The sequence below is a fragment of the Mesorhizobium sp. AR02 genome (assembly GCF_024746835.1).
Classification (GTDB): domain Bacteria; phylum Pseudomonadota; class Alphaproteobacteria; order Rhizobiales; family Rhizobiaceae; genus Mesorhizobium.
In genome coordinates, this window is record NZ_CP080531.1 from 4,319,802 (window position 1) to 4,345,177 (window position 25,376).

16 protein-coding genes and 1 pseudogene are annotated in these 25,376 nt (G+C 64.1%); 14 read left to right on the forward strand and 3 right to left on the reverse strand.

The annotated features are described in order from the left end of the window. Nucleotides 1-21 precede the first annotated feature (21 nt). The 4 genes from DBIPINDM_RS25095 to DBIPINDM_RS25110 all read left to right on the forward strand — a co-directional run bounded on the left by DBIPINDM_RS25095 (nucleotide 22) and on the right by DBIPINDM_RS25110 (nucleotide 5,983). Nucleotides 22-1,056: an extracellular solute-binding protein gene (locus DBIPINDM_RS25095; RefSeq protein WP_258581727.1), complete on the forward strand. Its 1,035-nt coding sequence runs from the start codon at nucleotides 22-24 to the stop codon at nucleotides 1,054-1,056. Nucleotides 1,057-1,120: 64 nt separating this feature from the next. Then, nucleotides 1,121-2,317, forward strand: coding sequence for a serine hydrolase domain-containing protein (locus DBIPINDM_RS25100; protein ID WP_258581728.1), 1,197 nt, complete (start codon nucleotides 1,121-1,123; stop codon nucleotides 2,315-2,317). Between the two features lie 33 nt (nucleotides 2,318-2,350). Next, entirely contained in the window at nucleotides 2,351-3,532 is a 1,182-nt protein-coding gene (locus tag DBIPINDM_RS25105; RefSeq protein ID WP_258581729.1) for a serine hydrolase domain-containing protein, read from the forward strand. A 126-nt stretch (nucleotides 3,533-3,658) separates the two neighbouring features. Next, nucleotides 3,659-5,983 (forward strand): Tex family protein, encoded by a 2,325-nt coding sequence (locus DBIPINDM_RS25110; RefSeq protein WP_258581730.1) that lies wholly within the window; start codon nucleotides 3,659-3,661, stop codon nucleotides 5,981-5,983. A 1-nt stretch (nucleotide 5,984) separates the two neighbouring features. Here the strand turns inward: DBIPINDM_RS25110 and DBIPINDM_RS25115 are convergent, their stop codons facing one another. Then, nucleotides 5,985-6,896 (reverse strand): LysR family transcriptional regulator, encoded by a 912-nt coding sequence (locus DBIPINDM_RS25115; protein ID WP_258581731.1) that lies wholly within the window; start codon nucleotides 6,894-6,896, stop codon nucleotides 5,985-5,987. Nucleotides 6,897-6,998: 102 nt separating this feature from the next. Between DBIPINDM_RS25115 and DBIPINDM_RS25120 the strand changes: the two genes are divergently transcribed. The 9 genes and pseudogenes from DBIPINDM_RS25120 (at nucleotide 6,999) to DBIPINDM_RS25160 (ending at nucleotide 20,983) form a co-directional block, all read left to right on the forward strand. Next, entirely contained in the window at nucleotides 6,999-8,195 is a 1,197-nt protein-coding gene (locus tag DBIPINDM_RS25120) for an acyl-CoA dehydrogenase (protein ID WP_258581732.1), read from the forward strand. A 256-nt stretch (nucleotides 8,196-8,451) separates the two neighbouring features. Further along, a complete protein-coding gene (locus DBIPINDM_RS25125; RefSeq protein ID WP_258581733.1) occupies nucleotides 8,452-11,811 on the forward strand; it encodes a DUF2126 domain-containing protein in 3,360 nt (1,119 codons plus the stop codon). Nucleotides 11,812-11,817: 6 nt separating this feature from the next. Beyond that, nucleotides 11,818-14,229, forward strand: coding sequence for a circularly permuted type 2 ATP-grasp protein (locus tag DBIPINDM_RS25130; protein ID WP_258581734.1), 2,412 nt, complete (start codon nucleotides 11,818-11,820; stop codon nucleotides 14,227-14,229). 128 nt (nucleotides 14,230-14,357) lie between these two features. Beyond that, a pseudogene (locus tag DBIPINDM_RS25135) lies at nucleotides 14,358-15,243 on the forward strand (transglutaminase family protein). Nucleotides 15,244-15,386: 143 nt separating this feature from the next. Then, nucleotides 15,387-16,325 carry a glycosyltransferase family 2 protein gene (locus DBIPINDM_RS25140; RefSeq protein ID WP_258581735.1) on the forward strand — a complete coding sequence of 313 codons (939 nt, stop codon included), beginning with the start codon at nucleotides 15,387-15,389 and terminating at the stop codon, nucleotides 16,323-16,325. Nucleotides 16,326-16,431: 106 nt separating this feature from the next. Then, the gene (locus DBIPINDM_RS25145; protein ID WP_258581736.1) at nucleotides 16,432-17,523 is read left to right on the forward strand and encodes a DNA topoisomerase IB; all 1,092 of its coding nucleotides are present in this window, start codon (nucleotides 16,432-16,434) and stop codon (nucleotides 17,521-17,523) included. A 98-nt stretch (nucleotides 17,524-17,621) separates the two neighbouring features. Further along, nucleotides 17,622-17,996 carry a YciI family protein gene (locus DBIPINDM_RS25150; RefSeq protein ID WP_095199302.1) on the forward strand — a complete coding sequence of 125 codons (375 nt, stop codon included), beginning with the start codon at nucleotides 17,622-17,624 and terminating at the stop codon, nucleotides 17,994-17,996. Further along, nucleotides 17,993-19,267, forward strand: a complete 1,275-nt coding sequence (locus DBIPINDM_RS25155; RefSeq protein ID WP_258581737.1) for an RNA polymerase sigma factor — start codon at nucleotides 17,993-17,995, stop codon at nucleotides 19,265-19,267. Before DBIPINDM_RS25150 ends, DBIPINDM_RS25155 begins: the two co-directional genes overlap by 4 nt. Before the next feature lie 201 nt (nucleotides 19,268-19,468). Next, a complete protein-coding gene (locus tag DBIPINDM_RS25160; protein ID WP_258581738.1) occupies nucleotides 19,469-20,983 on the forward strand; it encodes an aldehyde dehydrogenase family protein in 1,515 nt (504 codons plus the stop codon). Nucleotides 20,984-21,222: 239 nt separating this feature from the next. Here the strand turns inward: DBIPINDM_RS25160 and DBIPINDM_RS25165 are convergent, their stop codons facing one another. Then, nucleotides 21,223-22,089 (reverse strand): hypothetical protein, encoded by an 867-nt coding sequence (locus DBIPINDM_RS25165; protein WP_258581739.1) that lies wholly within the window; start codon nucleotides 22,087-22,089, stop codon nucleotides 21,223-21,225. 264 nt (nucleotides 22,090-22,353) lie between these two features. Further along, a complete protein-coding gene (locus DBIPINDM_RS25170; protein WP_258581740.1) occupies nucleotides 22,354-23,220 on the reverse strand; it encodes a hypothetical protein in 867 nt (288 codons plus the stop codon). Between the two features lie 358 nt (nucleotides 23,221-23,578). Here DBIPINDM_RS25170 and DBIPINDM_RS25175 point away from each other — a divergent pair, with 358 nt between their 5' ends. After that, nucleotides 23,579-25,369, forward strand: coding sequence for a ShlB/FhaC/HecB family hemolysin secretion/activation protein (locus DBIPINDM_RS25175; protein ID WP_258581741.1), 1,791 nt, complete (start codon nucleotides 23,579-23,581; stop codon nucleotides 25,367-25,369). The last annotated feature ends 7 nt before the right edge of the window (nucleotides 25,370-25,376 follow it).

Below are 25,376 nucleotides of genomic sequence, written 5' to 3' on the forward strand. Positions count from 1 at the left end.
CCTGAAATGGGAGTTAGAACGATGAACTGGAAGACAACAGCGACCGCCATGGGGTTGGCGTTGCTCGCTTCGACCGGCCTTGCCCGCGCCGACGGCGTGCTCAACATCTACAATTGGGGCAACTACACCAGCCCCGATGTGATCAAGAAGTTCGAGGACAAATACAACATCAAGGTGACCATCACCGACTACGATTCCAACGACACCGCGCTCGCCAAGGTCCGGCAGGGCGGCACCGGCTTCGACATCGCCGTGCCTTCGCAGACCTACGTGCCGATCTGGATCAAGGAAGGTCTCGTGCTCGAGACCGATCCCGGCAAGATGGAGAACTTCAAGAACGTCGCGCCGGAATGGGCCAATCCTGACTTCGACCCCGGCCGCAAATATTCCGTTCCGTGGGCGCTGGGCACGGTTGGCGTCGTCGTCAACACCGATACCTACAAGGGGCCGGCTGACAGCTGGGGCATCATCTTCAACACGCCGGACGAGCTGAAGGGCAAGGTCAACGTCGTTCCCGAGATGAATGACGTCATCTTCGCGGCTATCAAATATGTCGGCGGCCAGCAATGCACCGACGACAAGGCGGTGCTGAAGAAGGTGCGTGACACGCTCGTAGCCGCCAAGCCGAACTGGATCGCGATGGAATACAACACCATCGAGAAGATGGGCGCCGGCGACTTCAAGGCGACCAGCGACTGGAACGGTTCGGCGCTGCGCCAGCGGCTGGCCAATCCGGCTATCCACTACAATTATCCGAAGGAAGGCTACGGCCTGTGGAGCGACAACGTCGTCGTTCTGAAGGAAGCCAAGAACGTCGACAACGCCAAGCTGTTCCAGAACTTCATCATGGATCCGGAAAACGCGGCCGGCCTCTCGGCCTTCCACCGCTATGCCAACGCCATCACCGGCTCGGACAAGTACATGCCGGCCGACATGAAGGATGCGCCGGAAGTCGTCATTCCGGCAGACGCCAAGCCGAAAGGCGAATTCCAGAAGATGTGCGCACCGGAAATCCAGGACATCTACACCAAGATCTGGACCGAACTGCAGAAGTAATCGCTGCATGACGGACCCGGCGGCACACGCCGCCGGGTCTTTTCTTTTCCGGGAATGGCCTTTCATGGACTCCTATCGCAACAGCGATCCGCGGCCGCCGATCATGCAGGGCTCGCCGCCCGCCCTGGTGCCGCCAAGGCTCGACTGGGACCGGCCGCCATGGAACCGCTGGGCGTTCCAGCACATCAGGGAAATCCTGCCGACCACCGAAGTCTGGCGCGGCAACGGCCATCGCCGTCGTCTCGAACGCGCCGAGGCCGATCTCGACGGGCTGGCGGTCGAGGACAGCGAGGGCAGGCCTTCGACGCTCGCCGGGCTGCTCGACCAGACCTATACGGATGGGTTTCTGGTGCTCAAGAACGGCAAGATTGCCTATGAGCGCTATTTCAACGGCATGGATGAGCGCACGCTGCATCTGTCGCAGTCGATGGCCAAGTCCATCACTGGCTCGGTGTTCGGCATACTGGCCGGACGCGGCGTGATTGATCCGGCCAGGCCGGTCACCGACTATTTGCCGGAGCTCGGCGCCACCGGCTGGGCCGGCGCCAGCGTCCAGCATGTGCTCGACATGACGACGGGCGTGCGGTTCTCCGAGGAATACACCGACCGCTATTCCGACATCGGCCAGGTCGATGTCGCCACCGGCTGGAAGCCGGTGCCGCCGGGCAGCGATCCGGACTTTCGCTGGCCCTCGCACATGTATGAGCTGATCCTGGGCTTGAAGGACACGGTCCGCCCGCATGGTGCGGCGTTCGAATACCGCTCGATCGAGACCGACGTGCTCGCCTTCCTTATGGAGCGGGTGACCGGCAAGCGGCTGGCGCAACTGGTTTCCGAGGAACTCTGGCAAAAGCTCGGGGCTGACGAAAGCGCCTGCTTCACTGTCGACAGCGCCGGCTATGCGCTGGCCGATGGCGGCTTCAACGCGACGCTGCGCGACTATGGCCGCTTCGGCCAGATGATCCTCGACAATGGCGGCGGTATCGTGCCGGCCGACTGGATCGAGGCGACGCGCAATGGCAGGCACGGGCCGGATTTCTCCACCAGCCTGCCCGAGGGCAGCTACCGCAACCAGTTCTGGATCGAGAATCCCAGTTCGCGCGCGCTGATGTGCCGGGGCGTGTTCGGGCAGATGATCCACATCGACTGGAACACAGGAATGGTCGTGGTGAAGCTTTCGACCTGGCCGGATTTCAGCAATCTCGCCTATTCCGCGGCGACGCTGAAGGCCGTGCACGCCATCGCCGCCGCACTGAGTTGAGCCCCCACAAGAAACGACCTGGAAGGAAACGCCATGACCGGCAAGACCGCGTTCGAGACTCGCTACGGCTTCCGCCGCAATGAGGTGTTGCTCGGCAACTGGCGGGAAAACCCGTTCAATCGATCGTCGTTCCAGAACCTTGGCGAATTGGTGCCAACGGCGCGCGTGGCCGCGGCTTCGGGTGGTATCGAAGCACCCGTGCGGGATATGGGCGGCCTGCTCAGCGAAAAGGTTTCGGTGGCCAGCGCGCCGGAGACGGTGGCCGAATTCCTCACGCGCTCCAGCACCGACGCGCTGACGATGATGAAGGGTGGCAAGATCATTGGCGACTGGTTCGCGCCGCACATGGATTTCGGCGCCCGCCACATCATCTTTTCGGTCAGCAAGTCGGTGACCGCGATCATCGCCGGCATATTGGAAGGCGAGGGGACGTTCGATCCGGAAGCGCCGGTGACGCAGTATATTCCCGAAGCTGCCGGCTCGGCCTATGGCGATGCGAGTTGCCGGCATGTGCTCGACATGAGCGTCAGCCTCGATTTCGAGGAAGCCTATCTCGACCCTGAAAGCGCCTTTGCCCGCTACCGCCGCGCCACGCTGTGGAACCCGGGCGGCGGCACCGAAAGCCTGCGCGAATTCATCCTGAGCCTGCAGCGGCTTGCCGAGCCGCATGGCCAGACGTTCCGCTACCGCTCGCCCAATTCCGACCTGCTCGGCCTGCTGCTGGAGCGCGCGTCCGGCCAGCGCTTCACCGATCTGATGCGCGAGAAATTGTGGCTGCCACTGGGTGCCATCAGCGAAGCCTCGATCGGCGTCGACATGGAAGGCACGGCACGCACCGCCGGCGGCATTTCGGTGACGCCGCGCGACCTGGCGCGCATCGGCGAGATGATGCGGCAAGGCGGGACAGTCAATGGCCGCCGCATCGTGCCGGAAGCCTGGGTGCGCGACACGGTCAGCACCGGCGGCAGCTCGGAAGCCTGGCAGCGCGGCGCCATGCTGCCGCTGTTCCCAAAAGGCCGTTACCGCAACAAATGGTACCAGACCGGACACGAGAACGGCGCCTATTGCGGCATCGGCATTCATGGCCAATGGCTCTATGTCGATCCCAGGACCGAAGTGGTGATCGCCAAAATGTCATCGCAGCCGGAGCCGGTGGATGATCCGCTGGATCTCGAAATCGTGGCTTTCTTCGAGGTGCTGACCCAACTGGTCTGAACCGCGGCGGTTTCCGTTGCCGCATGCTTTCTTGTGGACCGCCTGCGCCGGTTGAAAACGTCGCGGTTGGCGGCGCAGGCATCTGCGCCTATGGTCGCCGCTCTTTTCGACAAGAGTGGGAATGACATGGCATCCGACATCAAGCGCATCGCAGCCATCATCGCCGCCGAGATCGCAGCGCGGCCCGAACAGGCGGCCGCGGCGATTGAACTGCTCGACGAGGGCGCGACGGTGCCGTTCGTGGCGCGCTACCGCAAGGAAGTCACCGGCGGGTTGGACGACACGCAACTGCGCGACCTTGCCGAGCGGCTTGCCTATCTGCGCGAACTCGATGCGCGCCGTGACACCATCCTGGGTTCGATCCGTGAGCAGGGCAAGCTGACCACCGAGCTTGAGGGCAAGATCGCCGCCGCTGTCACCAAGGCGGAACTCGAAGACATCTACCTACCCTACAAGCCCAAGCGCCGCACCAAGGCCGAGATCGCCAGGGAGCGCGGGCTGGGGCCGCTGGCAGAAGCTATTCTCAACGACCGTTCACTGGTGCCCGCCGAACTGGCGCTGGCCTATGTCACCGAGGAGGTGGCCGATGGCAAGGCGGCACTTGAAGGCGCGCGCGACATCCTGTCGGAACAGTTCGCCGAGAATGCCGATCTGGTCGGCAAATTGCGCACCTACATGAAGGAACGCGCCTTCATGCGCGCCCGGGTGGTCGACGGCAAGCAGGAGGCCGGCGCGAAATTTTCCGACTATTTCGACCATGTCGAGCGCTGGGCAAATGTGCCGAGCCATCGCGCGCTGGCGATGCTGCGCGGCCGCAATGAGGAGGTGCTGTCGCTCGACATCGAGGTCGACGCTGATGACGCGTCGCCGGTGAAGCCGGTTGAGCGAATGATCGCCAATGCCTATGCCATCGGTGGCAGCCTGCCGGGCGACCGCTGGCTGATGGACGTCGCCGGCTGGACCTGGCGTATCAAGCTTTCGCTGCACCTGACGCTCGATTTGATGCGCGACCTGCGCGAGCGGGCCGAGGAAGAGGCGATCCATGTCTTTGCCCGTAATTTGAAGGATCTGCTACTGGCCGCTCCCGCTGGTTCGCGGCCGACGATGGGGCTCGACCCCGGCATCCGCACCGGTGTCAAGGTGGCGGTGGTCGACGGCACCGGCAAGGTGCTGACAACGACGACGGTCTATCCGTTCCCGCCGAAGAACGATGTGCGCGGCACGCAAGCGGAACTCGCCAAGCTCATCCGCCTGCACAAGGTCGAGCTGATCTCGATCGGCAACGGCACAGGCAGCCGCGAGACGGAGAAGCTGGTGGCGGACATGCTATCCGACATGCCTTCCGATGGCGGGCCGAAGCCGCTCAAGGTCATTGTCAGTGAAGCCGGCGCCTCGGTCTATTCCGCGTCGGCAACGGCGGCGGCCGAATTCCCCGGTCTCGACGTATCGCTGCGCGGTGCAGTCTCGATCGCGCGGCGCCTGCAGGACCCGCTTGCCGAGCTGGTCAAGATCGAACCGAAATCGATCGGCGTCGGCCAGTATCAGCACGATGTCGACCAGTATCGGCTCGGCCGCTCACTGGAAGCGGTGGTCGAGGATGCCGTCAACGCGGTCGGCGTCGATCTCAACACTGCCTCGGCGCCGCTGCTGGCCCGCGTATCAGGCCTTGGCGCCTCGCTCGCCGACGCCATCGTCGCGCATCGCGATGCGACCGGCCCCTTCGCCAGCCGGAAGGACCTGCTCAAGGTGCCACGGCTTGGACCACGCGCGTTCGAACAGTCCGCCGGCTTCCTGCGCATTGCCAATGGCAGCGAGCCGCTCGATGCCTCGTCGGTGCATCCGGAGGCCTATGGTGTGGCCAAGAAGATCGTCGCCGCCTGCGGCCGCGATGTGCGGTCGCTGATGGGCGACAGCGCGGCGCTCAAGGCACTCGACCCGCGCGTTTTTGTCGACGAGCGTTTCGGTCTGCCGACGGTGCGCGACATCCTGGCCGAACTGGAAAAGCCCGGCCGCGATCCGCGCCCCGGCTTCAAGACGGCGACCTTCGCCGACGGCGTCGATGACATCAAGGATCTGAAGCCCGGCATGCTGCTCGAAGGTACCGTCACCAATGTCGCCGCCTTCGGCGCCTTCGTCGATATCGGCGTCCACCAGGACGGGCTGGTGCATGTCTCGCAACTCGCCGACCGTTTCATCAAGGACGCGCATGAGGTGGTCAAGGCCGGCGACGTGGTGAACGTGCGCGTCGTCGACGTCGACATCAAGCGCAAGCGCATCGCGCTTTCCATGCGAAAGGATGGCGGCGAGGGTGGCGCATCGAAAGGCGGGCCGCGCGACAATGGTGGCGGCAGACCGGCGCCGCGCTCGCCAACACCGCAGCGCCAGCCGGAGCGGCCCGCACAGCAAGGCGCGTTCGGCGCGGCGCTGGCGGATGCGCTGAAGCGGAAGTAGCCTACCAAGCCAGAACAGCCGGCTCCTTCTCGACCTGGCCCAGCAGCCAGTCGCGAAAACTGGCGACGGGCGGATGGCCGCGCTTGTCGTGCGGGACGACGAGGTAATAGGCGCTGCGGCTTTGCATCGGCTGGCCGGGTGCCGGCACGAGTTGGCCGCGCTGTAGTTCGCCCGCGATGAGGAGCAGCGGCAGCAGCGCCACGCCAAGCCCAGCCATGCAGGCCTGGGCGGCGGTGCCGAACTGTTCGAACTGCATGCCCGGTCCGGTCGGCGCGCTCAGGCCCTGGTGCTCGAACCATTCCGTCCAGGCGCCGGGGCGCGTTGCCATGTGCAGCAGCGGCAGGCGGCCGATGTCGGCCGCCGCAGCGATGGCGCGGCCAGCGAGGAATGCGGGCGACACCACCGGCGCCACGGTTTCGCGCACCAGCAGTGTGGAGTCCGCCTCCGGCCAGTCCGGCAGGCCGTAATGGATGGCGGCATCCAGCCTCTCCCTGGCGAAGTCGAAGCGGCCGACGCGGGTGACGAAGTTGATGGTGATGTCGGGGTTGTTTTCGACAAAGTCCGGGATCATCGGCATCAGCCAGCGTGTGCCGAAGGTCGGCAAAATGGCGAGGTTCAGGATGCCACTATGCCGATTGCTCATCAATCCGAGGGCCGCGTCGCGCAACTGGCCAAGGGCTGAACGCACCGCCTCGGCATAGATTTCGCCCGCCGTCGACAGCCTGACATTGCGGCTGTCGCGCTCGAACAATCGGCGGCCGAACTGGTCTTCGAGCAGTCTGATCTGCCGGCTGACGGCGCCCTGGGTCAAATCCAGTTCTTGGGCGGCGGCGGTAAAACTGCCAAGACGGGCCACCGCTTCGAAGGCGGCGAGGGCACTGATGTTGGGCAGGAGGCGGCGCTGAACACTCATGACCCATTACTAACGCTCATTGATCCGTGAAGCAATTTCGTTTGATTTTTTCAGGCCACGGGCCGATAAGCCGGGCTTCACCCGTTTGAGGACCGAAAAGCCATGGCCGCCGACAAGAATGCATTCGTCTGGGAAGACCCGTTCCTGATCGAGGACCAGCTCTCGGAAGAAGAGCGCATGGTGCGCGACGGCGCGGCGGCCTTTGCCGCCGACAAGCTCGCGCCGCGCATCGAGGACGCCTATCTCAACGAGACTTTCGACACCGCGATCTTCCGCGAAATGGGCGATGCCGGCCTGCTCGGCATCAACATCCCCGAGGAGTTTGGTGGGCTTGGCGCCAACTACGTGACCTACGGGCTGGTCGCGCGCGAAGTCGAACGTGTCGACTCGGGCTATCGCTCGATGATGTCGGTGCAGTCGTCGCTGGTGATGTATCCGATCTACGCCTATGGCTCGGATGAGCAGCGCAAGAAGTATCTGCCCAAGCTCGCCAGCGGTGAGTGGATCGGCTGTTTCGGCCTGACCGAGCCGGATGCCGGCTCCGATCCGGGCGGCATGAAGACGCGCGCCGAAAAGACCGCCAATGGCTACAAGCTCTCCGGCTCCAAGATGTGGATTTCCAATGCGCCGGTCGCCGACGTGTTCGTCGTCTGGGCGAAGTTGAAGGGCGAGAACGGCAAGGACGAGATCCGCGGTTTCGTGCTGGAAAAGGGCATGAAGGGCCTTTCGGCGCCGAAGATCGGTGGCAAGCTGTCGCTGCGGGCTTCGATCACCGGCGAGGTGGTGATGGAAGGCGTCGAGGTCGGCGAGGACGCGCTGCTGCCCAATGCCAAGGGCCTTGGCGGCCCGTTCGGCTGCCTCAACCGGGCCCGTTACGGCATTTCCTGGGGCTCGATGGGAGCCGCCGAAGATTGCTGGCATCGCGCCCGCCAGTATGGTCTCGACCGCAAGCAGTTCGGCAAGCCGCTGGCCGGCACGCAGCTTTATCAGAAGAAGCTCGCCGACATGCAGACCGAGATCGCGCTCGGGCTGCAGGCATCGTTGCGCGTCGGGCGGCTGCTCGACGAAGGCAAGATGGCGCCGGAAATGATCTCGATCGTCAAGCGCAACAATTGCGGCAAGGCGCTCGACATCGCCCGCCAGGCCCGTGACATGCATGGCGGCAACGGCATCCAGATCGGCTACCACGTCATGCGCCACGCGCAGAATCTGGAGACCGTCAACACCTATGAGGGCACGCATGACGTGCACGCGCTGATCCTGGGACGGGCGCAGACGGGCATTCAGGCCTTCTTCTAAAGCTGCGCCGATATTCAGGTGAGGCCGGCCTGCAAACGACCGATACCTCCGCTTCCGGGGCTCACGTACCCAAAAGTACGCTCCGCTCCGGTTCTCGGTATCAGCCGTTTTCGACTCGGCCTGACCTGAATCTCGACACAGCTTAGCCGGCAACGCTGCTTAAATTAGGTGCACCGCAACATCTGTGCTTGGAGAATGGCCGGCAGATGTGTCAGGGTTCGGCGAATTTGTTTGAAACGCCGATCTTCGGGGCCCCATGGCAATTCTGGCAGCCGTCTACCACCTGACCCACTACAGATATGACCGGCCGGTGGTTCTCGGGCCCCAGATCATCAGGCTGCAGCCAGCACCGCATTCCCGTACCAAGGTGCTCAGCCACTCCTTGAAGGTCGAGCCGGCGAACCACTTCGTCAATTTGCAGCAGGATCCTTACGGCAACTTCCTTGCCCGCTTCGTCTTCCCGGAGCCGGTAAGCGAGCTGAAGATCGAGGTCGACCTCGTTGCCGATATGACGGTCTACAATCCGTTCGATTTCTTCGTCGAGCCGTCGGCCGAGACGTTTCCGTTCGAGTATCCGGAAGAGATACGCGATGATCTCGCTATCTACCGGACACCGGAACCGGCAGGGCCGCTGCTCTCGGCCTTCCTGAGAACCGTCGACACCAGCGCGAAAAACACCGTCAATTTCCTTGTCGATCTCAATGCAAGGCTGCAGCGCGAGATCGCCTACATCGTGCGCATGGAGACCGGCGTGTTCTCGCCGGAAGAAACGCTGGCCGCACGCAAGGGCTCGTGCCGGGATTCGAGCTGGCTGCTGGTACAGATCCTGCGCAATCTCGGCATCGCCGCCCGCTTCGTCTCCGGCTATCTGATCCAGCTCAAGCCCGACCTCGTCGCGCTCGATGGCCCGGCCGGCACATCAGTCGATTTCACCGATCTGCATGCCTGGTGCGAGGTCTATCTTCCCGGCGCCGGCTGGATCGGCTTCGATCCGACCTCGGGCCTGCTCACTGGCGAAAGCCATGTGCCGCTTGCCGCGACACCGCATTTCCGCAATGCGGCACCGATTTCCGGCATGGCGAGCTTCGCCAATGTCGAGTTCGGCTTCGAGATGCGGGTCGACCGCATCGCCGAGCATCCGCGCATCACCAAGCCATTCTCGGATGAAAGCTGGCAGGCGCTCGACGCACTCGGCAACAAGGTCGATGCCGCACTTGCGGCCGGCGACGTGCGGCTGACGATGGGTGGCGAGCCCACCTTCGTGTCGATCGATGATTTCGAGTCCGCCGAGTGGAACACCGCTGCCGTCGGGCCGACCAAGCGCGAAAAGGCCGACGCGCTGATCCGCAAGCTGCGCGAGCGCTTCGCGCCGGGCGGTTTCCTGCACTACGGCCAGGGCAAATGGTATCCCGGTGAGAGCCTGCCGCGATGGACCTTCTCGCTCTACTGGCGTGCCGATGGCCAGCCGGTGTGGAGGGATCCGTCGCTGATCGCGCGCGAAAAGAGTTCGGCCGATATCGGCCCGAAACAGGCCGAAAGCCTGCTGACAGCTATCGCTGGCGAGCTCGGCATCGACAAGACCATGGTCAGCGAAGCCTATGAGGATCCGGCCGAGTGGCTGCTCAAGGAAGGCAAGCTGCCGGAAAATGTCGATCCGTCCAATTCCAAGCTGGAAGACCCGGAAGAGCGCAGCCGCATGGCGCGCGTGTTCGAACGCGGGCTGACCAAGCCGTCGGGCTACGTGTTGCCGGTGCAGCGCTGGAACAGCCAGGCGTCGGGACCGCGCTGGCGTTCGGAAAAATGGAAGACGCGGCGCGGCCGGCTGTTCCTGGTGCCCGGCGATTCACCGGTCGGTTATCGCTTGCCGCTGGGCACGCTGCCCTATGTGCCGCCGGCGCAGTTCCCCTACATCGTGCCGGTCGACCCGTCGCTGCCGCGTGGCCCGCTGCCGGCGCGTGAGGCGATCCTCCCCACCGCCGCGCCAGCCGAGTTGGAAGGCGCCGATGAAATGGCGCGCCGCCAGCAGGCGGCGTCCTTTACCGCGGCGACTGGTCAGCAGGATCGGGTCGAACAGGAGATCACCGAGATCGGTGGCGCGGTGCGGACCGCGCTTTCGGTCGAGCCCCGCGATGGGCGCCTCTGCGTGTTCATGCCGCCGGTCGAGGCGCTGGAAGACTATCTCGAACTGGTCGCCGCCGCCGAGAATGCAGCGCGTGCCATCGGCCTACCCGTGCATATCGAGGGCTATGGCCCGCCGCATGATCCGCGCCTCAACGTCATCCGCGTCGCGCCCGATCCCGGCGTCATCGAGGTCAACATCCATCCGGCTGCCAACTGGCAGGATTGTGTGGCGACAACCACGGCGATCTATGAGGAAGCGCGGCTGACGCGGCTTGGCGCTGACAAGTTCATGATCGATGGCCGCCACACCGGAACAGGCGGCGGCAATCATGTCGTGGTGGGGGGTGCTACGCCCAATGACAGCCCGTTCCTGCGCCGGCCCGATCTGCTGAAGAGCCTGGTGCTGCAGTGGCAGCGGCATCCCTCGCTGTCCTATCTGTTCTCCGGCCTGTTCATCGGCCCGACCAGCCAGGCGCCGCGCTTCGACGAGGCGCGGCACGATTCGCTCTATGAGCTTGAAATCGCCATGGCGCAGGTGCCGCATCCGGACCAGGGCGCGGCACCCTTGCCGTGGCTGGTCGACCGGCTGTTCCGCAACCTGTTGACCGACGTCACCGGGAATACGCATCGCTCGGAAATCTGCATCGACAAGCTGTTTTCGCCGGATGGGCCGACCGGGCGGCTCGGCCTGGTCGAGTTCCGCGGCTTCGAGATGCCGCCCAATGCGCGCATGTCGCTGGCGCAGCAATTGCTTGTCAGGGCGATCGTTGCCCGCACGTGGAAGAACCCGCTCGACGGCCGCTTCGTGCGCTGGGGCACGTCGCTGCACGACCGTTTCATGCTGCCGCATCATGTCTGGGCGGATTTTCTCGACGTGCTCGACGACCTCAAGCTCAACGGTTTCGAGTTCCGCCCCGAATGGTTCGACGCGCAGCTCGAATTCCGCTTTCCCTTCTGCGGCGAAGTCCAGCACGCCGGCATCAAGCTGGAACTGCGTCAGGCGCTGGAGCCATGGCATGTCATGGGCGAGCAAGGTGCGATCGGCGGCACGGTGCGCTTCGTCGATTCCTCGGTCGAACGGCTGCAGGTCAAGACCGAAGGCCTGAACCCGGAGCGCCACGCCATCGTCTGCAATGGCCGCATCGTGCCGATGAAGGTGACGGACAACCGCGAGGTGGCGGTGGCGGGCGTGCGTTTCAAGGCCTGGCAGCCTGCTTCGGGCCTGCATCCGGCGCTGCCGGTCAACACGCCGCTGGTGTTCGATATCTATGACCGCTGGTCGGGGCGGGCGGTCGGCGGCTGCGTCTACCATGTCGCGCATCCCGGTGGGCGCAACTACGACACCTTTCCGGTCAACGGCAACGAGGCGGAGGCACGGCGGCTTGCACGCTTCGAACCGCGTGGTCACACGCCATCAGGCTATGTGCTGCGCGAGGAACAACCGGCGGAAGATTTCCCGATGACCCTTGACCTCAGGCGGCCGGCAAGACTCTGATCAGCGATGGCAAAGGGGAATCACAAGAGGATACGCGGCAAGCCGCAGATCCACAGCCTGCTGGAGCACTACCAGCCGATCGACGGCGTCGTCGACGAGATGGTCGACGCTGCAGGCAATCCCCGTCCGGTGTGGAAGCATTTCATCGAGGCGCTCGACGATCTCGGTGCCGAAAAGCTCGGCCAGCGTTTCGCCCGCGCCGACCAGTATCTACGCGATGCCGGCGTCTACTACCGCGTCTATGACAAGGCCGGCGCGAATGAGCGCGAATGGCCGCTGGCGCATGTGCCCCTGCTCATCGAAGACGCCGAATGGGCCGCGATCAGCGCCGGGCTCGTGCAGCGCGCCGAGCTGTTCGAGGAAACCATCGCCGATATCTATGGGCCAAACCGGCTGATCGAAAAAGGCATCCTGCCGGCGAGATTGATTGCCGCCAGCCCTGAATATTTGCGGCCTGTCGTGGGCACCACGCCGGCCGGCGGCCATTATCTGCATTTCTGTGCCTTCGAGCTTGGCCGCGGGCCAGACGGCCAGTGGTGGGTGCTGGGCGACCGTACGCAGGCGCCATCAGGCGCCGGCTTTGCCCTGGAGAACCGCGTCGCCACCACGCGCGCCCTGTCCGATATCTATGGCGAGATGCATGTGCACCGGCTTGCCGGTTTCTTCCGCCGCTTCCGCGATGCGCTGATCGGCATGGCCAGGGAAAGCGACGGCCGCGTCGCCATACTGACGCCGGGGCCGCTCAACGAAACCTACTACGAACACGCCTATATCGCCCGCTATCTCGGCATCATGCTGCTCGAGGGCGAGGATTTGACCGTTTCCGGCGGCAGGCTGATGGTGCGCACGGTTTCCGGCCTGATGCCGATCAGCGTGCTGTGGCGGCGGCTCGACGCCGCCTTCGCCGATCCGCTCGAATTGCGTTCGGATTCGCAAATCGGCACGCCGGGGCTGGTCGAGGCGATCCGCCAGAGGGCGGTTTCCACCGTCAATGCGCTGGGCTCCGGCCTGATGGAAACGCGCGCGCTGCTCGCCTTCCTGCCCAAGATTTCACGCGCTTTGCGGGGTGAGGAGTTGTTGCTGCCGAGTGTCGCGACGTGGTGGTGCGGGCAAGCGACCGAACGCGCCCATGTGCTGGCCAATATCGACCGCATGGTGGTCGGCCCTGCGCTGTCGACAAGGCTTGCCTTCGAGGATGATGGCCAGACCACGCTCGGCTCGGCACTGTCGGCCGGGGAGCGGGCCGAGCTAGTGGCGCGCATCGAAAGCGATGGCGGCGCCTTCGTCGGCCAGGAAGCGGTGACGCTGTCGACGACGCCGGTCTTTGTCGGCGGCTGGCTGGAGCCGCGGCCGGCGAGCCTGCGCGTCTATCTGGCGCGCACGCCCGAGGGCTGGACGGTGATGCCGGGCGGGTTTGCCCGTGTCGGCCTGTCGCTCGACCCGACCGCGATCGCCATGCAGCGCGGCGGTCAGGCGGCCGATGTCTGGGTGGTCAGCGACCGACCGGTGGAGCGCGAGACGCTGCTGCCGCAAGAGGGCGACAGTTTTACGCGCACCAGGCCGGGTAGCCTGCCCAGCCGCGCAGCGGAAAACCTGACCTGGCTCGGCCGCTACATCGAACGCTCGGAAGACACGGTGCGCATCCTGCGCGCCTACCATGTGCGGCTGGCCGAGACCTCCGATCCCGATATGCCGTTGCTCGCCGACATCAGGGACTATCTCGAACCGTTCGGCATCGACGTCGAGACGGCGATCCCGTCAGGGCTGATCGGCACGCTCGACAGCGCCGTCTACAGCGCGGGCCAGATCCGCGATCGCTTCTCGCCCGACGGCTGGCTGGCGCTGAAGGACCTGTCGAAGACCATTCATCAGTTCGCCACGACCGTGGCGCCGGGCGACGATGCGACACGGGCCATGACGGTGATCCTGCGCAAGCTCGCCGGCTTTTCCGGCCTGCTGCACGAGAACATGTACCGCTTCGCCGGCTGGCGCTTCCTCGAGATCGGCCGGCGGCTCGAACGCGGCATCCAGATCGCCCGTACGCTGTCCCAGCTGACCCGCGCCAAGGCGCCGGACGGCGCGCTCGACATGATGCTGGAGATCGGCGACAGCGTCATGACCCATCGCCGGCAATATCCGGTGCAGGCCGGCCGGCGCACGGTGATCGATCTTCTGGCACTCGATCCGCTCAATCCGCGCTCCATCCTGTTCCAGTTGGAAAGGCTGAAGGCCGAGATCGGCCTGTTGCCGTCGGTCGGCGGCGAGGGGCACATGTCACCGGCGGCGAAGGAGATTCTGCAGCTTAACACCCAGATCGCCATCAAGGAGCCTTCGGACATGACGGCAAAGGCGCTGGACGACCTCGCTTATGAAATCGGCGGTCTCTACAACAGCCTCGCCAAGGCCTATTTCGGCTAGAGCAATTCCAGGAAAAGTGTGAAACGATTTTCCGTCCGGAATTGCGTCAAAACAAAGAGTTAGGCAGGTTCCCCAAAAGTGTCGCGCGGTTTTGCGACAAGAACCTGCGGCAAACAAGAAAAGTAGGCATGCTTTACGACATCAGGCTTCATCTCCATTACGATTATGCAGCGGCGGCCGGCGGCGGCCGCCATCAGATTCGCGTGCTGCCATCGACGATATCAGGCGTGCAGCGCGTCATTGCGGCATCCCTGTCTTTCACCCCGGCGCCCAATGAACGGTCGGATTTTTCGGATTTTTTCGGCAACAGCGTCACCTCGATCGCCTTTCGCGATGCGCATGACGCGCTCGACATCCGTATGAGCGCCCGCGTTTCGGTGTCGCGGCCCGAGCCCGGGCTCGATGTGTCACCAGATATCGGCCGGCTCAGGCAGGAACTGGCCGCTGTGCGGTCGTTGGCGTCAGCGTCACCGCATCATTTTCTGGCGGGAAGCGCTCACTCTGGCATCGATGCGGCGATCACCGCCTACGCACGAGACAGCATCGCCGGCTCGGCCGCCCGGTACGGCAATGAACCTGTGCAACCGCATTCACCGAGATTTCACCTATGATGGTGACGCAACCACGGTGCGAACCCGGGCCAGCGACGCGTTCAAGCTGAAGCGCGGTGTCTGCCAGGACTTTTCACACATCATGATCGCAGGGCTGCGCGGGCTCGGCATTCCGGCCGGCTACGTCAGCGGCTTCCTGCGCACCATCCCGCCCAAGGGTAAGCCCCGGCTGGAGGGCGCCGACGCCATGCATGCATGGGTGAAGGTGTGGTGCGGACGCGACGCCGGCTGGCAGGAGTTCGATCCGACCAACGGCATGCGGGCCAGCAACGACCACATCACCGTCGGCTATGGCCGTGATTATTCCGACGTGGCGCCGATCGTCGGCGTCCTGAAAACCACTGGCGGTCAGGTCGGCGAGCAGGCTGTCGACGTCATTCCGGTCGCGCTCGAAAAGGCATGAAAACGGACCGGTCCGCACAAGGTGGCCCATAGGTATTATTCGGCACGAACAAAGGTGACTTCTCAAATGGTGAAGTGGCAGGTACCTTTGGTCGGTTTCGAGGGGCCCAATAATTGCAGTATTGATGCGCGCGGGGTTTGGTATTGAAAGCGGTCAGCGTCGTCATCCCTGCCCACAATGCGGCGAAAACCATCGCTACAACGCTGGCGTCTCTCGCCAGCGAGGCCGGGGTTATCGGCGAGATTCTGCTCGTCGATGACGCATCATCAGACGGTACGGCTGCCGCGGCACTGCAGGCCGCCGCGAAATTGTCTCTGCCGCTGCGCGTGCTGCCGGCCAATTGCCGCGATGCCGGTGGCGCGCGCAACATTGCACTGGCGCAGGTGCTCTGCCCCTGGGTGTACCTGATCGACGCTGACGACCTGCATCTTGAGGGCGGTTTGCGTGCGCTACTCCAGCAGGCCGAACGCCAGGCAAAAGCCGACATGATCGTTGGCGCTTACCGGCGTCGGGTGAACGGGCAGGACCGGCAGATCAAGGTGCCGAATGGATATCAGGCTGGCTGTCTGGCAAACGCTGCGGCCTATGTGAAAGGCGACATTCGCTCGGTCGCGGTGGGCAGCGTGCTGGCATCCCGACACCTGATCGGCGAGACGCGGTTTCCTGTCGGGCTGGCATATGATGAGGACACATTGTTTTGGGCGCGGCTGATGAGTACGGCGTCGCTGGCCATGATTCAGCAGCCTGTGATGGTCTATGAGGTCTCGCCGATGCGCTCCGACGATCGTTTTGCGATCAAGCCGGTGAAGCGTTTTCTTGATTGGCGCCGCGAGCTGCGCACGCTCACCGATTGCAGCATCCCGGTCTCCGCGCTCAAAACCAGGGAGGGGCTTGTCGCCCTCAAGATCGCCCGCGTCCACTATGCGCGCGGCGACCTGGACACCGCGGCGCGCTTCCTGGCGCTGGCTGCGGCCGCGCCGAAACGACGGTCCGAGGCCTGGCGTTGCCTGCGCTACCGGTTCAAGCTCGCGGTGCGACGCCGGATGTCGGCTCCGGGGATAGAACTGCAGGACGCCTTGTAGTCGTCAAGTTCAGTCATTCGCCGATGACGGCATAGCCGACTTTCGCACGGGCGTGGAACCAGCAGCCGGCCAACAGCTTATCTACGCATATTTGTGTGGAGCTTACATGCTGCAGACACCCGGATTGTCGCACAGCAGGTCAACCGACGGGGACGCTGCGCCGAAGAATGGGGCGCAGATCTCGGCCAGGGACGCCGCACTGACCTATGTCAGCGATGCCGAGCCCGGCATCCGGCGGCTGAAGACAGCAAAGGGATTTTCCTACAAGGGACCGAACGGGAAGCCCGTCTCGGATGCCGCCAGGGCGCGTATCGAGGCGATCGTCATTCCGCCGGCCTGGACGGATGTCTGGATCTCGGCCGATGCCAACGGGCATATCCAGGCGACCGGCAGGGACCAGCGGGGGCGCAAGCAGTATCGCTATCATCCGCAATGGGCCGAAGAACGCGACGGTGCCAAATATTCGAGCCTCGTCGCTTTCGCCGAAAGCTTGGCCAACCTGCGGCGCACGATAGACAGCGATTTGCGCCGCCATGGCCTGCCGTTCGAGCGCGTCGTCGCTGCGGTCGTCTGGCTGCTCGACAACACGATGATCCGCGTCGGCAATGCCGCCTATGCGCGCGACAACAAGAGCTTCGGCCTGACGACGTTGCGGGACCGCCATGTCGACATCAAGGGATCGAGGCTGCGCTTCGCCTTCAAGGGGAAATCCGGCAAGGAGTGGAAACTGAAGCTGGTCGATCGCCGCATTGCCGGGATCGTGCGGGGTGCGCAGGACCTGCCGGGCCAGAAGCTGTTCCAGTATCTCGACGAGGACGGCAACAGGCGCCCGGTCCACTCCGACGACGTCAACCGTTACATCAGGGACGCCGCCGGCGATGCGTTCAGTTCCAAGCATTTCCGCACCTGGGGCGGCACCATCCATGCCGCATCGCTGTTTGCGCAGACGGAGCTGCCCGAAAGCCAGGCCCAGCAAAAGCGGGTGATGAACAGTGTCATCGACAGAGTGGCCGAGCGGCTGGGCAACACCCGCGCTGTCTGCCGCAAATGCTACATCCATCCGCGGGTTTTCGAGGCCTGGTCGCAGGGGCGATTGCTTGATGAAATGGCGCAAGCCAACAAGCGCAAGCGGTCGATAGACGGTCTCGATGACGAGGAAGCGCTTGTGCTGAGATGGTTGAAGACGCACGAAAGGTGACTGGCGGCAATTGCCGTCGTTATGTCAGGATTTTTTTATCGACGTCGTGTCGGGATCGGTCCTACTGTTTCGTCCTTTGATACAGAAAAGGACCAACCATGCTCTACGCCATCCTCTGCTATGCCTCCGAAGACGTCGTCAGCTCCTGGAGCAAGGCGCAGGACGATGAAGTCATGGCCAATCTCCTCAACGTTCAGGACAAGTACGCCAAGGCCGGCCGGCTCGGCCCGGTAGCGCGGCTTTTGCCGACGACGGCGGCGACGACGCTGCGGAAGGTCAAGGGCGAATCGGTGGTCATCGACGGACCATTCGCCGAGACCAAAGAGCAGTTCCTCGGTTTCTATACGCTGGAATGCGCCGATCTCGACGAGGCCGTCGAATTCGCCCGTGAGCTCTCCGAGGTCAATCCGAGTGGAGGATCCTATGAGATCCGGCCGGTCTCGGTGTTCAATCCCACCAAGGTTGCCGTATGACCGAACTTGCCTGGATCAGCTCCGCGATCAGCTCTGCCCGCCCGCAGGCGATGGGCGCGCTGCTGCGCTATTTCCGCGATCTCGATACGGCGGAGGAGGCTTTCCAGGACGCGTGCCTCAGGGCACTGAAGAACTGGCCGCAGAACGGGCCGCCGCGCGATCCGGCGGCCTGGCTGATCTTTGTCGGCCGCAACAGCGGCATCGATGCGGTGCGCAAGCGCGCCAAGCAGGCGCCGATGCCGGAAGAGGACCAGATCTCCGATCTGGAAGATGCCGAGAGCGACGTCGCCGAGCGGCTGGATGGGGCGCACTACCGCGACGACATATTGCGGCTGCTGTTCATCTGCTGTCACCCCGATCTGCCGGCAACGCAGCAGATCGCGGTCGCGCTGCGCATTGTCTCCGGTCTCACCGTCAAGCAGATCGCGCGGGCCTTCCTGGTCGGCGAGAGCGCCATGGAGCAGCGCATCACCCGCGCCAAGGCGCGCATTGCCGATGCCGGCGTACCGTTCGAGACGCCGGGCGCGGTCGAGCGCTCCGAGCGGCTCGCCGCGGTGGCGGCGATGGTCTACCTGATCTTCAACGAAGGCTATTCGACCAACAGTGGCGAGGCACCGGCCCGCGCGCCGCTGTGCGAGGAGGCGATCCGGCTCGCCCGGCTGCTGCTGCGGCTGTTCCAGACCGAGCCGGAGATCATGGGGCTGACGGCGCTGCTTTTGCTGCAGCATGCACGCGCGCCAGCTCGTTTCGACGGCGACGGCGAGATCGTTCTGCTCGAGGACCAGGATCGCGGCCTGTGGAGCCGCAAGATGATCGACGAGGGGCTGGCCCTTGTCGACAAGGCATTGCGCCATCGCAAACCCGGTCCCTACCAGGTGCAGGCGGCAATCGCCGCCCTGCATGCGCGGGCAGAGAAGGCCGAGGACACCGACTGGGTGGAGATCGACCTGCTCTACGGCCTGCTCGAACAGATGCAGCCGTCGCCGGTCATCACGCTCAACCGCGCGGTGGCGGTCTCCAAGGTACGCGGCCCGGAAGCCGCGCTTGCCATGATCGAGCCGCTGGAAGAAAGGCTTTCCGGCTATTTCCACTTCTTCGGCCTCAAGGGCGGGCTGCTGATGCAGCTCGATCGGGGCGAAGAGGCGCGTGTCGCCTTCGACCGCGCCATCGCTCTTGCCAACACGGCGGCGGAAGCGGCCCATATCCGCATGCATATTGACCGCTTGATGAAGGACGGCGCCGTGCGCACGCCGGCAAAAAAGGCCAACTGAGCCGCGTCCGCCCGTCTGGCTCAATCGTCTCTGGCTCAATCGTGTAATTTGGCCTTGGACCATGCCGGGGTGGCGATTTTCCCCTGAAACGAGTAAGGCCACGCCATGACTGTGCCTGGAGTGCCTTTGGCACGCGGGCGAAATGGCGCGAGGCTTTGACCCGACGCCATATGATGACGACGGGATCTGAAAGGAACAAAAATGACCATAGCGAAGGAAACGGCTGAGCTTCTGGCGAAACTGGGTGTGGCCAAGGACGCGCTTGTCGGTGGCGACCTGATCGTGCGCAGCCCGGTCACGGGCGAAGAGATTGCCGCGCTGAAGACGATTTCGCCGGCCGATGCGGCCAAGACCATCGATGCCGCGCACAAGGCGTTCCAGTCCTGGCGGCTGGTGCCGGGGCCGAAGCGCGGCGAACTGGTGCGCCTGCTTGGCGAGGAATTGCGTGCACACAAGGCCGAGCTTGGCCGGCTGGTGTCGATCGAGGTCGGCAAGATCCCGTCCGAGGGCCTCGGCGAAGTGCAGGAGATGATCGATATCTGCGATTTCGCTGTCGGTCTGTCCCGGCAATTGTACGGCCTGACCATCGCCACCGAGCGTCCGGGCCATCGCATGATGGAAACCTGGCATCCGCTCGGCGTTGTCGGTGTCATTTCGGCCTTCAACTTCCCGGTCGCGGTGTGGTCGTGGAATGCGGCACTGGCGCTGGTCTGCGGCGACGCGGTGGTGTGGAAGCCGTCGGAGAAGACGCCGCTGACCGCACTTGCCTGCGAGGCGATCTTCAAGCGCGCGGTGAAGCGTTTCGGCGCCGACGCGCCGCAGGGGCTGGCGCCGGTGTTGATCGGCGACCGCGCCGTCGGCGAAATCCTGGTCGACCATCCCAAGGTGCCGCTGGTTTCGGCCACCGGCTCGACGCGCATGGGCCGGGATGTCGGCCCACGCCTGGCCAAGCGTTTTGCACGCGCCGTGCTGGAATTGGGTGGCAACAATGCCGGCATCGTCTGCCCAACCGCCGATCTCGACATGGCGCTGCGCGCCATCGCCTTCGGCGCCATGGGCACGGCAGGCCAGCGCTGCACGACGTTGCGGCGCCTGTTCGTGCATGAGAGCGTCTATGACGCGCTGGTTCCGCGCCTGAAGAAGGCGTACGAGAGTGTTTCGGTCGGCAATCCGCTGGAGACGTCCTCGCTGGTCGGACCGCTGATCGACAAGGCGGCGTTCGATGCCATGCAGAAGGCGTTGAAGGAAGCGGCCGCCCATGGCGGCAAGGTGACCGGCGGTACGCGGGTCGAGAACGGCCACCCCGATGCCTATTATGTGCATCCGGCGCTGGTCGAAATGCAAAGCCAAGTCTCGCCGGTGACCGAAGAAACCTTCGCGCCGATCCTCTATGTGATGAAATATTCGGATTTCGACGCCGTGCTCGACGAGCACAATGCGGTCGGCGCCGGCCTGTCGTCGTCGATCTTCACCCGCGACCTGCAGGAATCCGAACGCTTCCTCGGTGTCGACGGTTCGGACTGCGGCATCGCCAATGTCAACATCGGCACGTCAGGGGCCGAGATCGGCGGTGCTTTCGGCGGTGAAAAGGAAACCGGCGGCGGCCGCGAGAGCGGCTCCGATGCGTGGAAGGCCTATATGCGGCGCGCCACCAACACGGTGAATTATTCGAAGGCGCTGCCGCTTGCCCAGGGCGTCTCGTTCGACATCGATTGAGAACGCCGAGTCTGCTCAAGGTCAGTGTCGGCGAAGCCCGCGAGCATCAATCGACACAGGTTGAGGGCGTACATGCCGCAGTGACGCTGGACAGCTTCTGACGCTTGTCCAGCGTCGGCTTTTCGTAACGCTTTTTCATGCAGGTCCCTCTCCAATCGTAATGCCGCGCATGGCGACAACTGAAGTGCTAGCGGCCATCGCGGATTCGTGCATCCCCCGCACGGGAGATGCCGCACCGGTCAGCGGCCTGTCGTCGAACCAAAGGCTTCGGTGAAGGCGGCATCCATGATGGCCAGCTTCACCGCCTGGGCGATCATGTATTCCTGATAGAAATCGGGCGACACCCACATCACCGAATTGCCGCGTTGGCCGAGCCAGCCGACGCTGCCGAGGTCCTCGGCATCGCGCAGCTTGCGCGCCAAATGGGTTCGCGACAGCTTGAGCCATCTGGCGAAATCGCCGATCGACACGATACCCGTCGGAATCCGGTCGAGATGGGCATGGTCGGGGTCGACGCCCGAAATCAGCCAGTCCATGACGACGCCGCCATTGTTGAGCCAGGTGAACAGGGAAAACGTCCGCTTGGGCTCACGCACCGGATTGGACGAGAGCAAGCCATCGGCGATCCGCGGTTGCACCATGGCGAGTGCGTCCGGCCGGGCCAGGAACAGGGCCACGCGGTTCGCACCGTCGAGACTGTCCAGCGTGTGCAGATGCGCCATCAGCCAGAGGGTAACCGGCTCCAGCGAGGCCACCGACGGCTGCAGGGGGCGGATGCGGCGGTCCTGGGTCGCGGGCACATATTCGATGAAACCGTAATGCAGCATTTCCTTGACGAAGGCGTCGGCGGTGTTGCGGCTGGCCACGGCATTCTGCCGGATCACGTCGATGAAGCGCGCAGCCGTCAGTTGCTTGCGATAGTCGTCGGGCTCCCGCCTGAAATGCAGCGCGAGACCGATATGCGCCATCAGCCAGCGTTGCTGCGTGGCGAACACCGAGGAAAGCCGCGGGTTCGTCTCGTAGGTTTGGTTCATCGCCTGCGCCTGGACGCGAATACAGCGATGCAGCGCCGGATGACCGGCAATTTCTTCCAACGTCAGCGCCATTCTCCCCCGCTGCGATAAGCCCCCTTGCCGCGAAGACGCAAAGACACATTTTCAGCCTTCGCGGCTCGTGTCCAGACGCCGGCCGCCAATAGTGGGTGAATGTGTACAGTGGGCGTAAAATCGTGGCAGCGCTTCACTGCCTCGGGAAACGCAGAACCGACCTATCTACTTGTGCCGACGCAATTCCAAAGGGAAAGCGCTATGCGCATTCCCGGGAAAACCGTTTCACACCTTTCCTGGAATTGCTCTCGTGCGCGGCGCTGCTCAGCCACTGCCTTGCGATGGCGGAAAGCAGGCCTCAAAGGCGCTGTCGACGACCGCCAGCTTGGCGGCCTGCACGGTCATGTATTCCTCATAGAACCCGTGTGACACCCACATCACCGAATGGCCACGCTGGCCAAGCCAGCCGATGCTGCCGAGTTCCTCGGCGGTGCGCAGTTTGCGGCCGAGATGGGTCCGCGACAGTTTGAGCCATTTTGCGAAGTCGCCGATCGAAACCACGCTGGTCGGGATCCGCTCCAGGCCGGCATGGTCGGGATCAATGCCCGACATCAGCCAATCCATGACGATGCCGCCATTGTTGAGCCAGATGAACAGGGAAAAGGTCTGGTTGGGTTCGCGGACCGGCTTTGAGGCAAGCAGTCCGTCAGCGATCAGCGGCTGCAGCGTGGCAAGCATGTCGGGCCGGTCCAGGTATCTGGCCAGCCGGTCGCCGCCATCGATATGGTCAAGCGTGCGCAGATGAGCGATTACCCAGCCGGTGAATCTCTCGATCGTGGCCGCCGTCGGTTGCAGGGGATGCGTGCGGCCGTCGCCGCCCGCGACATATTCGGCGATGTTGTAGTGCAGCATCTCCTTGATGAAAGCGTCCGCCGTGTTGCGGCTGGCCACGGCATTCTTGTGCACGACCTCGATGAAACGCGATACCGTCAACTCCTTGCGGCGGTCGTTCGGATCGCGCCTGAAGTGCATGGCAAGGCCGACATGGCCCATCAGCCAGCGCTGCTGCGTGGCAAAGATGGAAGCCAGCCTGGGGCTCTCTTCATAGATCTGGATCAGCGCCAGCGATTGCTCCTGAACGAAGCGATGCAACGCCGGATTGCCGGCAATATCTTCCAAATTCAGCGCCATCCTCCAGCTCTTTCGAGTCAACTCCAACAGCGGAGTTTCGTTGCCCATTTTCCAGCCTTCAACAGTTGTGTCCAGAGGTACCAAATGCCAAGAACTGGGCCGGTCAAAGTGCGACAGGTTGGCGGCGCAACTTGCTAACTAATTGCTATAGCTTGGAAAACCCCTCCCAATAATAGTCAGCCGAACGGCCGCAGGTTGAATTGACCTTCATCAGGGCCAGGCATAGTTTCCGCGTCATCCGAGGGGCGGGGGCATGCCTTTCGGACATGAATTCGAGAAACGGCTGCAAAGACGAGCGATCAGAGATCGCCCGGCGGCGAAGCCTTGCCCGCATGTACCTCGAATTACGAGTGGCTGGGTGAAGTATAGAAGCAAGATCGCGATTGGCAAACAAGCCGAAGGCCTGCCTGTTTCCTGCAGGCCCGGCGCGCGCGGTGTGTGGTCCGCCATGCTCGCCGCTTCGATTTGTCTATGGCTCCCCACCAGTGCGTTCGCCGAGACCGCCAGCCAGATCACGCCGCCAAGTTTCCGGCCGCCACCGCAGGCCAACATGGCGGGCGTTACGATCCCGGAAGGATCGGGTCTCGAGGCGCCGGCGGGTGCCGAGAAGCTGAAGGTCAAGCTCAGGGATGTCAGCGTCGAGGGCGGCCTGCCCGATATGGCCGAGGCAACGCGCAAGATCGTTGCGGGCCTCGCCCATCGCACGGTGACGGCGGCGGAAATCTTTGCCGCGGCGCGGGCGCTGGAGACCGAATATGGCCGCGCCGGCTATGCGCTGGTCCGGGTCGTGCTGCCGGCGCAGAAGCTCAACGACGGTGCAAGGCTCAGGCTCGTCGTTATCGACGGCTACCTCGAACGGATCGACATCAGCAACCTGCCCGAGCGCATACGCGGACGGGTCGAGGCAACGCTGGCGCCGCTGGTCGGGCAGAAAAGCATCAAGCTGTCGGCGATCGAGCGCAAGCTGCTCTTGGCCGGCGACACGCCGGGCGCCAGGCTGCGCTCGACCTTGCAGGCCGGTATCGCCAAGGGCGCCAGCGTGCTGGTCATCGACGGCAAGTACCGCCCGCTTGGCGGCCAGGTCACGGTGGACAACTCGCTGTCGCCATCGCTGCAGCGCTGGTCGACGGGCGTCGGCGTCGATTTCAACTCGCTGCTTGGCCTCGGCGAACTCGTCTATGTGCGCATCGGCGGCTATCCCGATGGCGGCGAGAGCGGCCTGTTCACCGATGCTCCGCGCAACCGCAACTATGCCGCCGGCATCGTCGTGCCGATTGGCTATGACGGGCTGACGCTCAACCTGGAAGCCACCCGCACACGCGCCAATCCGACCGCCGAGCCCGGCACGCTCGGCTTCGGCAGCGAGTTCGAGCGTTATTCGGCCAGGCTTCGCTATCCCTGGATACGCAGCCGCGAACTGACCGTCAGCAGCGAACTCTCATTCGATGCGCAGAACGATTTTCTCAATGCGGTGACGCCGATCTCGCTGCCGATCGCCGAGGATCGGCTTCGCATCATCAGGTTCGGCACGGACGCCACCTGGTTCACGCCGCTCGGCGGCGTCTTCACCGGCAATGTCGTGGCCTCGTTCGGCATTGACGGGCTCGGCGCGCGCTCGGCCGCCGACGCCACGCCGCTGCTGCCGCTGTCGCGCCAGGGGGCCGATGCCGCCTTCCAGAAGCTCGAGGTCTCGGCCAGCTACAGCCAGCCGCTGGCCACCCATCTCGGCCTTGATCTCTACGCCCGCGCGCAGACCTCGTTCGGCAAGCCGTTGCTGCAGTCGGAGCAGATCGGGCTCACCGGCGCCAACGGCCTGTCGAGCTTCGACGCCGGCGCGCTGCAGGGCGATTCCGGCTATGTGCTGCGCGGCGAGCTGTCCTCGCCCTGGTATATGCCGTTCACCGGCGGCATCGTTTCGCTATCGCCCTATGTCTTCGGCGCTGTCGGGCAGGTCCATCTCGAAATGCCGACCGTGCTCGAGACGGCTGACATCGTCGGCGCGTCATACGGGCTTGGCCTGAAGCTCGGCACGGCGCTTGCGGGCGATGTGACCAACGCCAGCCTGACGCTGGAATGGGGCCGCCAGCATCGCGACGACCATGTGCCGACCAGCGATCGCTTTTCGCTCGCTGGCGCCATCCAGTTCTGAGGCGTGA